1 protein-coding gene is annotated in these 944 nt (G+C 46.6%); it reads right to left on the bottom strand.

Going from position 1 to position 944, the window contains the following annotated elements:
- Nucleotides 1–32 precede the first annotated feature (32 nt).
- Entirely contained in the window at nt 33–665 is a 633-nt protein-coding gene (locus H740_RS02710; protein WP_004322368.1) for a hypothetical protein, read from the bottom strand.
- Nucleotides 666–944 lie beyond the last annotated feature (279 nt).

Below are 944 nucleotides of genomic sequence, written 5' to 3'. Positions count from 1 at the left end.
CGGAAAAGCACTCGCGAGACAAGCCGCAAACCTCAAAATTTCTCGTCTCTTATTATTTTGCCTTTCTCATCATACTCCCGCTCGATCTTATTTTCGTAGTCGTTAAGCGACTTTAGTCGGCCGTTTGGATAAAACGTCTTTACCCAGATAAATACCGTGTCTTTTTGGTAGCTCGTGTTCTCGATCGCGCCGTTTTCGCCGTAGTTTTCGTAATAATCCTCTTTAGGCCCCGAGCGCACCGTGATAAAGTGCCTTTGGCGCGGTTTGCCGTCGCTAGTGTAGGAGAAGTTGTTATTGTCCGAAAAGATACCCAGCATCACGTCAAATTTATTGCTCGATTTATATAGCCCGGCGACGTTGCCTTCGTCAAAAGCCTCTTTGACTTCGACGTTTATATCGTCCCACAAGCACAGCTGCAGCGTGCCGCTATGCATGCCGTCTGCGTGATAAAAATCTATCTCGATCCAGCGCTCTTGGCCGCTTTTGATAAATTTGACGATCTGCTTTTGCGGGTGATGTAAGGGCGGCTTGATATAGCCGTATAGCCTACCGTAAAACAGCGTCTCGCCCTCAGGCGTATAGATGCGCTCATAGACATTGTTTAGCTCCAGGCGGCTCTCCGGATCGTACTCGCCCGTCCTTTCTACGTCGTAGCTAAACCTCATCTCCAGCTCGCCCGTTTGCTTTCCTTTTAGCTTTGGTCGCGGCGTAAATTTTAGCTCGCTCGGGGGTAAAATTTGAGCGTTTTGCTTCGTAGAGCTCGGTTTTTCGCCGCCGAACGCCTGCGACGAAGCGGCAAAACTAAGCGCTAAAAATAGTGCGAGAAAATTTTCATTTTTATCCTTTAAATTTTTGCGTCTTTAAAACGAGCGTGATTATAGCGTTAAATTTGTATAATTTTTTAAATTTTACTTGCCGAGACCCGCACCTTTAAGGTGCTAAAT

It is taken from the genome of Campylobacter showae CC57C, assembly GCF_000344295.2.
Lineage (GTDB): Bacteria > Campylobacterota > Campylobacteria > Campylobacterales > Campylobacteraceae > Campylobacter_A > Campylobacter_A showae_B.
Note: the sequence above shows the minus strand (reverse complement) of the source record. Positions and strands in the feature narration are given on the sequence as shown.